Source organism: Streptomyces sp. SID14478, from assembly GCF_010548525.1.
Classification (GTDB): domain Bacteria; phylum Actinomycetota; class Actinomycetes; order Streptomycetales; family Streptomycetaceae; genus Streptomyces.
Genome location: NZ_JAAGMG010000314.1, coordinates 1 through 7,594 on the forward strand (window position 1 = coordinate 1; position 7,594 = coordinate 7,594).

General features: G+C 73.7%; 7 protein-coding genes. 6 read left to right on the forward strand and 1 reads right to left on the reverse strand.

From position 1 onward, the window contains the following. The coding region (locus G3I40_RS10600; RefSeq protein WP_164301907.1) for an EamA family transporter at positions 1-868 on the forward strand (868 nt) is incomplete at its 5' end. A 25-nt stretch (positions 869-893) separates the two neighbouring features. On the opposite strand, the gene G3I40_RS10605 is transcribed toward G3I40_RS10600, so the two are convergent. After that, positions 894-1,730 (reverse strand): alpha/beta hydrolase, encoded by an 837-nt coding sequence (locus tag G3I40_RS10605; RefSeq protein ID WP_164301908.1) that lies wholly within the window; start codon positions 1,728-1,730, stop codon positions 894-896. Between the two features lie 143 nt (positions 1,731-1,873). Here G3I40_RS10605 and G3I40_RS10610 point away from each other — a divergent pair, with 143 nt between their 5' ends. From G3I40_RS10610 to G3I40_RS10630, 5 genes are all read left to right on the forward strand, one after another. Beyond that, entirely contained in the window at positions 1,874-2,308 is a 435-nt protein-coding gene (locus G3I40_RS10610) for a helix-turn-helix domain-containing protein (RefSeq protein WP_164301912.1), read from the forward strand. A 125-nt stretch (positions 2,309-2,433) separates the two neighbouring features. Then, positions 2,434-3,231, forward strand: a complete 798-nt coding sequence (locus G3I40_RS10615; protein ID WP_164301909.1) for a TIGR03084 family metal-binding protein — start codon at positions 2,434-2,436, stop codon at positions 3,229-3,231. Continuing rightward, the gene (locus tag G3I40_RS10620) at positions 3,228-4,931 is read left to right on the forward strand and encodes an acyclic terpene utilization AtuA family protein (RefSeq protein ID WP_343244886.1); all 1,704 of its coding nucleotides are present in this window, start codon (positions 3,228-3,230) and stop codon (positions 4,929-4,931) included. Before G3I40_RS10615 ends, G3I40_RS10620 begins: the two co-directional genes overlap by 4 nt. Further along, positions 4,928-6,526 (forward strand): carboxyl transferase domain-containing protein, encoded by a 1,599-nt coding sequence (locus tag G3I40_RS10625; protein WP_164301910.1) that lies wholly within the window; start codon positions 4,928-4,930, stop codon positions 6,524-6,526. The genes G3I40_RS10620 and G3I40_RS10625 overlap by 4 nt, the downstream gene beginning before the upstream one ends. Positions 6,527-6,534: 8 nt before the next feature. Continuing rightward, positions 6,535-7,594 (forward strand): biotin carboxylase N-terminal domain-containing protein (locus G3I40_RS10630; protein ID WP_164301911.1); only part of this gene is annotated, 1,060 nt, incomplete at its 3' end.

Genomic DNA, 7,594 nt, shown 5'->3' on the forward strand with positions numbered 1-7,594 from the left:
GGGCCCGGTCGGCCTGGTGCTCACCGGGTGCGTCTCGGTGCAGTTCGGCGGCGCGCTCGCGGTGAGCCTGATGCCGCGCACGGGCGCGGTCGGCGTCGTGACGCTGCGGCTCCTGGTGGCGGCGCTCGTGCTGATGGCGGTCTGCCGTCCCCGGCTGCGCGGCCACTCCCGCGCCGACTGGGGCACCGTGGTGGCCTTCGGCATCGCCATGGGCGCCATGAACCTGCTCTTCTACCAGGCCGCGGCCCGCATCCCGCTCGGTCTCGCGGTCACCTTCGAGGTGCTGGGCCCGCTGACCCTGTCCGTCCTGGCCTCCCGCCGCGCGGTCAACTTCCTCTGGGCGGGCCTCGCGCTGTGCGGCGTGTTCCTGCTCGGCGGCGCCGGGGACGGGCTCGGCGGCCTGAACCTGGTCGGGGTCGGCTTCGCGGTCGCGGCCGGCGCCATGTGGGCGACGTACATCCTCTTCAGCGCCCGCACCGGCCGCCGCTTCCCGCAGGCCGACGGGCTCGCGCTCGCGATGGCCGTGGCCGCGGTGCTCTGCCTGCCGCTGGGCGTGGCGTCGGCGGGCACGAAGCTGCTCGACCCGGTGACGCTCGGCCTCGGCGCGGCGATCGCGGTCCTCTCCTCGGTGCTGCCCTACACCCTCGAACTCATCGCCCTGCGCCGCCTGCCCGCGTCCACGTTCGCGGTCATGATGAGCCTCGAACCCGCCATCGCGGCCCTGGCCGGCTTCCTCGTCCTCAGCCAGGCCCTGTCCTTGCTGCAGGCCCTGGCGATCGCCCTCGTCATCGGGGCGAGCATGGGGGCGGTGCGGACGCAGGTGGGGCGTGGCGCGGCCCGGCGCGGCAAGCGGCCCGCGCACAACTGACCCCGCTCCTTCGCGGGTTCACGTCTCAGGCCCCGGCCAGGAACGGGCGCAGGACGGCGAGCAGGGCGCGGGGTCGGTGCAGCGGGATGATGTGGCCGCAGTTCTCGATGACGTGTCCGGTGAGGTCGTCGCAGAGGGGGCGGAGCTGCTGTTCCAGGGCGGCGCCCACCGGATGGGAGCCGAGCGCCAGGGTCGGCATCGGCAGGCGGGCGCGGCCGACCGCCCGTGCGAGCTGTGCCGCACTCTCGGGCAGGGCCCGGTAGTACGAGAACGCGCAGCGCAGCGCCTCGCGGCCGGTGTACGCGCGGACGAAGGCGTCCCGGACGGCGGGGCGCACGCCGTCGCCGAGCGTGCCGGCGCGCAGGAACCAGTCCACGTACGCGGCCTCGTTGCCCTCCAGGACGGTCTCGGCGAGGCCGGGCGCGGCGGAGTGGAAGCCGAACCACCACGGCGGTCCGTCGGCGAGGAAGTCCTCGGCGCCGGGCAGTCTGCCCAGCAGGGACTCCATGACCACCAGGCGCCGGACGAGGCCCGGGTGGTGCAGGGCGAGGAGTACGGCGGGAGGCGTGCCCGCGTCGATGCCCACCACCGCGGCCGAGGCCACCCCGAGCGCGGTGAGGAGCGCCGCGGCGTCCTCGGCCAGGGTGCCCGCGTCGTACCCGGAGTCGGCCCGGCCGCTCGCGCCGAACCCGCGCAGGTCCGGTGCGATGACGAGGTGGTCGGCGGACAGGTCCGCCATGACGTCCGTCCACAGCTCCCAGGTGTGCGGGAAGCCGTGCAGCAGGAGGACGGCCGGGCCCGATCCGGCGAGGGCGACGTTCAGTTCGACGCCGTTGACCGGGACGCGGCGCAGCTCGGCCATGGCGGACTCCAGGTGGTGAGTGGGGTGAGGGCCGGTGACAAGGTCACGCTAGGGAACTAGCCTGGTCGGCCCAAGACGGCACTTTCCCCTCAGGTGGTGAGCTCCGGGTGACCACGTCGAGGGCCGGTGAGCGCGGCGACCTGATGGATCCGCTCTGCCCGACCCGCCAGCTGCTCGACCGGATCGGCACCAAGTGGACGTCGATGGCCGTCAAGGTCCTGGCCGAAGCCGAAGCCGAAGCCGAAGCCGAAGCCCTGGGCGGAGTCGGCACCGAAGTGGCCTCAAGCGGAGTCCGCGCCGAAGTGGCCCCGGGCGAGCTGCGGTTCGCCGAGCTGAAGCGCCGTATCCCGGGCATCTCGCAGAAGATGCTCTCCGTGACCCTGCAGAGCCTCGCCCGTGACGGACTGGTCGCGCGGCGCGTGGAACCCACCGTGCCGCCCGCCGTCCACTACCGCCTCACGCCGCTCGGCCTCTCCCTCGAAGGACCGCTCTGCGCCCTGCGGGCCTGGGCCGAGGCGCACATGCCGGAGATCGACCGCAACAACCGGGCCGCCGACGAGGGGACCTCCGCCGACTGACCGAGGGCGCGACCGCCCGTCGGCGCATCCCGCGCCGATTTCCATGCAAGCACGCTTGATTGTTTCCCGGGGCGCTGCCATGCTCCAGACACGCCGCACACCGCCGTGCCCCCAGGGAGCGCACCGTGTCCGAACCGCTGTCCGTCTTCGATGACTTGCGGGACGAGAGTGAGCAACTCGACCGACTGGTAGCGGAGTTGGAGGGGCGGGCGTGGAGTACGCCCACGCCCGCCGCCCGCTGGACCGTCGCCCACCAGATCGCCCACCTCGCCTGGACCGATCACGCCGCACTGCTCGCCATGGGCGACCCGGACGCGTTCGCCGGGGAAGTGGAGAAGGCCCTCGCCGCGCCGGAGTCGTTCGTCGACGACGGCGCCGGGGCCGGGGTCGCCCAGGGGCCCGCCGCGCTGCTCGCCCAATGGCGCGACGGGCGAGCCGAGTTGCAGAAGGTGCTGCGGGGCGCCGCCGCGACGAAGACCAAGTTCCCCTGGTACGGGCCGCCGATGTCCGCCGCGTCCATGGCGACCGGACGGCTCATGGAGACCTGGGCCCACGGGCAGGACGTCGCCGACGCGCTCGGTGTCGTACGCGAGCCGACCGACCGGCTGTGGCACGTCGCGCGGATCGGCGTCAGGGCGCGGGACTTCGCCTTCGCCGTGCACGGACTGCCCGCGCCGGAGCAGGAGTTCCGGGTCGAACTCGTCGCGCCGAGCGGTGAGTTGTGGGCGTACGGGCCGGAGGGCGCCCCGCAGCGCGTCACCGGCACCGCGCTCGACTTCTGTCTCCTCGTCACCCAGCGTGCCCACCGCGACGACCTCGGCGTCCGTGCCGAAGGGGCCGACGCCGACCGCTGGCTCGGCATCGCGCAGGCCTTCGCCGGGCCGCCCGGCCAGGGGCGCCCGGCGAAGGGGAACCGGCCGTGACCCGGCCGCCCCTGCGCATCGGGAACGCCTCCGGGTTCTACGGCGACCGGTTCGACGCCATGAAGGAGATGCTCGACGGCGGGCGGCTCGACGTGCTCACCGGTGACTATCTCGCCGAGCTGACCATGCTGATCCTCGGGCGGGACCGGATGAAGGACCCCGGGCGCGGGTACGCCCGCACGTTCCTGCGGCAGCTGGAGGAGTGTCTCGGGCTCGCCGTGGAGCGGGGCGTGAAGGTCGTCGCCAATGCCGGAGGGGTGAACCCGGCCGGACTCGCCGCGCAGGTGCGGGAGTTGGCGGAGCGGCTCGGCGTCCCCGTGCGCGTGGCCCACGTCGAGGGCGACGACCTGCTCGGCACCGGGCGGTTCCCCGGCGCCCTCACCGCCCACGCCTACCTCGGCGGCGCCGGGATCACCGCCTGCCTGGAGGCCGGCGCCGACATCGTGGTCACCGGACGCGTCACCGATGCCGCCCTGGTCAGCGGGCCCGCCGCCTGGCACTTCGGATGGGCGCCGGACGCGTACGACCGGCTGGCCGGGGCCGTCGTCGCCGGGCACGTCCTGGAGTGCGGGACCCAGGCGACGGGCGGCAACTACTCCCAATTCGCCACGCATCGAGGTCAGTTGCGGCGGCCCGGGTTTCCCCTCGCCGAGATCCACGAGGACGGGTCCGCCGTCGTCGGCAAGCATCCGGGCACCGGCGGTCTCGTCGACGTCGGCACCGTGACCGCGCAGCTGCTGTACGAGACCGGGGGCGCCCGGTACGCCGGGCCCGACGTCACCGCGCGGCTCGACACCGTCCGTCTGGAACAGGAAGGCGCCGACCGCGTTCGCATCCACGGCGTACGCGGAGAGGCGCCGCCGCCCACCCTCAAGGTCGGACTCAACCGGCTCGGCGGGTTCCGCAACGAGGTCGTCTTCGTCCTCACCGGCCTCGACATCGACGCCAAGGCCGCGCTCGTGCGGGAGCAGATGGAGGACGCCTTCGGGCGCGCCAAGTCCCGTCCCGCACACGTGCGGTGGGAGCTCGCCCGGACCGACCGGCCCGACGCCGACACCGAGGAGACCGCCAGCGCGCTGCTGCGGCTCGTCGTGCGGGACCGGGACCAGGACGCGGTGGGCCGGGCGCTGAGCGGGGCCGCGGTGGAGCTGGCCCTCGGCTCCTACCCGGGGTTCCACGTCACCGCCCCGCCCGGCAAGGGCTCCCCGTACGGGGTCTTCGAGGCCGCGTACGTCGACCGCGGGGACGTCCCGCACGTCGCCGTCCTGCCGGACGGGGAGCGGCGGGACGTACCCGCGTACGACGGGCCGACCCGCCCGCTCGCCCCAGTCGAGGAGCCCGCGCCGCCCGCACCGCTGCCCGCCGGGCCCACCCGGCGTGCGCCCCTCGGCCGTGTCGTCGGAGCCCGCAGCGGCGACAAGGGGGGCGACGCCAACATCGGCGTGTGGGCCCTGGGCGAGGACGCCTGGCGGTGGCTCGCCCACGCCCTCACCGTCGACGTGCTCCGCGAACTGCTGCCCGAGACCGCCGACTTGACGGTCACCCGGCACGTCCTGCCGCACCTGCGCGCCCTGAACTTCACCGTCGAGGGCATCCTCGGCGAGGGCGTCGCCGCGCAGGCCCGTTTCGACCCGCAGGCCAAGGGCCTCGGCGAATGGCTGCGCTCCCGCCACCTCGACATACCGGAGGCTCTGCTGTGACCGTCCTGGCCAGCGCCCTGGACACCCGGTCCGACGACTACGCCGCCCATCGCACCGCCCTGCTCGACAAGCTCGCCGCGCTCGACGGCGAACACGCGAAGGCGCTGGCGGGCGGCGGCGAGAAGTACGTCCAACGGCACCGCAAGCGCGGGAAGCTGCTGGCCAGGGAGCGGATCGAGCTGCTCCTCGACCCGGACACCCCCTTCCTGGAACTGTCGCCGCTCGCCGCCTGGGGCAGCGAGTATGCCGTCGGGGCCTCCCTCGTCACCGGGATCGGGGTCGTCGAGGGCGTCGAGTGCCTCGTCACCGCCAACGACCCGACCGTGCGCGGCGGGGCCAGCAACCCCTGGTCCCTGAAGAAGGCGCTGCGGGCCAACGAGATCGCCTTCGCCAACCGGCTGCCCTGCATCTCGCTCGTCGAGTCGGGAGGCGCCGACCTCCCCTCGCAGAAGGAGATCTTCATCCCCGGCGGCGGGATCTTCCGGGACATCACGCGGCTGTCCGCGGCCGGCATCCCGACCGTCGCCGTCGTCTTCGGCAACTCCACCGCGGGCGGCGCGTACATCCCCGGCATGTCCGACCACGTGATCATGGTCAAGGAGCGCGCCAAGGTGTTCCTCGGCGGGCCGCCGCTGGTGAAGATGGCCACGGGTGAGGAGAGCGACGACGAGTCGCTCGGCGGCGCCGAGATGCACGCCCGCACTTCCGGGCTCGCCGACTACTTCGCCCTCGACGAGCAGGACGCGATCCGGCAGGCCCGCCGCGTCGTCGCCCGCCTCAACCACCGCAAGGCGTACGCAGATCCGGCCCCGGCCGCGCCGCCCAAGTACGACAGCGACGAGCTGCTCGGCATCGTGCCGGACGACCTGAAGGTGCCGTTCGACCCGCGCGAGGTCATCGCCCGGATCGTCGACGGCTCCGACTTCGACGAGTTCAAGCCGCTGTACGGGGCGTCGCTGGTGACCGGATGGGCCGCGCTGCACGGATATCCCGTCGGGATCCTCGCCAACGCCCGGGGCGTGCTCTTCAGCGAGGAGTCGCAGAAGGCGGCGCAGTTCATCCAGCTCGCCAACCAGCGGGACATCCCGCTGCTGTTCCTGCACAACACCACCGGATACATGGTCGGCAAGGAGTACGAGCAGGGCGGCATCATCAAGCACGGCTCGATGATGATCAACGCCGTCAGCAACAGTCGCGTACCGCATCTGTCCGTGCTGATGGGGGCCTCGTACGGGGCCGGGCACTACGGCATGTGCGGGCGCGCCTACGACCCCCGCTTCCTGTTCGCGTGGCCCGGCGCCAAGTCCGCCGTCATGGGGCCGCAGCAGCTCGCGGGCGTCCTGTCGATCGTCGCCCGCCAGTCCGCGGCCGCCAAGGGACAGCCGTACGACGAGGAGGCCGACGCCGGACTGCGCGCCATGGTCGAGCAGCAGATCGAGGCCGAGTCCCTGCCGATGTTCCTGTCCGGGCGGCTCTACGACGACGGGGTCATCGACCCGCGCGACACCCGCACCGTCCTCGGCATCTGCCTGTCCGCGATCCACACCGCACCGTTCGAGGGCGCCCGCGGCGGCTTCGGCGTCTTCCGGATGTGAGGGTTCAAGTGATCTCCAGTGTGCTCGTCGCCAACCGCGGCGAGATCGCCTGCCGCGTCTTTCGTACCTGCCGCGAGCTGGGCATCCGCACCGTCGCCCTGCACTCCGACCCGGACGCCGACGCGCTGCACGTGCGCGAGGCCGACCTCGCCGTGCGGCTCCCGGGCGCGACCCCCGCCGACACCTATCTGCGCGCCGACCTCGTCGTGAAGGCCGCCCTGGACGCGGGCGCCGACGCCGTCCACCCCGGGTACGGGTTCCTGTCGGAGAACGCCGGCTTCGCGCGGGCCGTCACCGATGCCGGGCTCGTCTGGATCGGGCCGCCGCCCGAGGCGATCGAGGCGATGGCGTCCAAGACGCGGGCCAAGGAGCTCATGGGTGTCGCGCCCCTCGGGGAGGTGACCGAGAGCGATCTGCCGGTGCTGGTGAAGGCCGCCGCGGGCGGCGGCGGCCGCGGCATGCGCGTCGTCCGCGAACTCGCCGACCTGGAAGGCGAGGTGACGGCCGCACGGGCCGAGGCGCTGGCCGCCTTCGGCGACGGGGAGGTCTTCGTCGAGCCGTACGTGGAGGGCGGCAGGCACGTCGAGGTGCAGGTGCTCGCCGACACGCACGGCACCGTGTGGGTGCTCGGCACCCGGGACTGCTCGCTGCAGCGCCGCCACCAGAAGGTCATCGAGGAGGCGCCCGCACCCGGCCTCGCCTCCGGCGTGACGGCTCACCTGTACGAGGCCGCGGAGCGAGCCTGCCGCGCCACCGGGTACGTCGGCGCGGGCACCGTCGAGTTCCTCGTCACCGACGGCGGCGCCGCGCACTTCCTGGAGATGAACACCCGGCTCCAGGTCGAACACCCCGTCACCGAGGCCGTGTTCGGCATCGACCTCGTCGCCCTGCAGCTGCGGATCGCCGAGGGCGAGGCCCTTGCGGACGAGCCGCCCGCCCCGCACGGGCACGCCGTCGAGGCCCGCCTGTACGCCGAGGACCCGGCAGCGGCCTTCGCCCCGCAGACCGGCGTCCTGCACCGCCTCCGGGTGCCGGACGCCCGCCGCGCCACGGCGCAGGGGCACTGCC

Bases quoted from the DNA above. Each gene is read 5' to 3' on its own strand.
- G3I40_RS10605 (WP_164301908.1), bottom strand. From the start codon at position 1,730: ATGGCCGAGCTGCGCCGCGTCCCGGTCAACGGCGTCGAACTGAACGTC.
- G3I40_RS10610 (WP_164301912.1), top strand. From the start codon at position 1,874: ATGGATCCGCTCTGCCCGACCCGCCAGCTGCTCGACCGGATCGGCACC.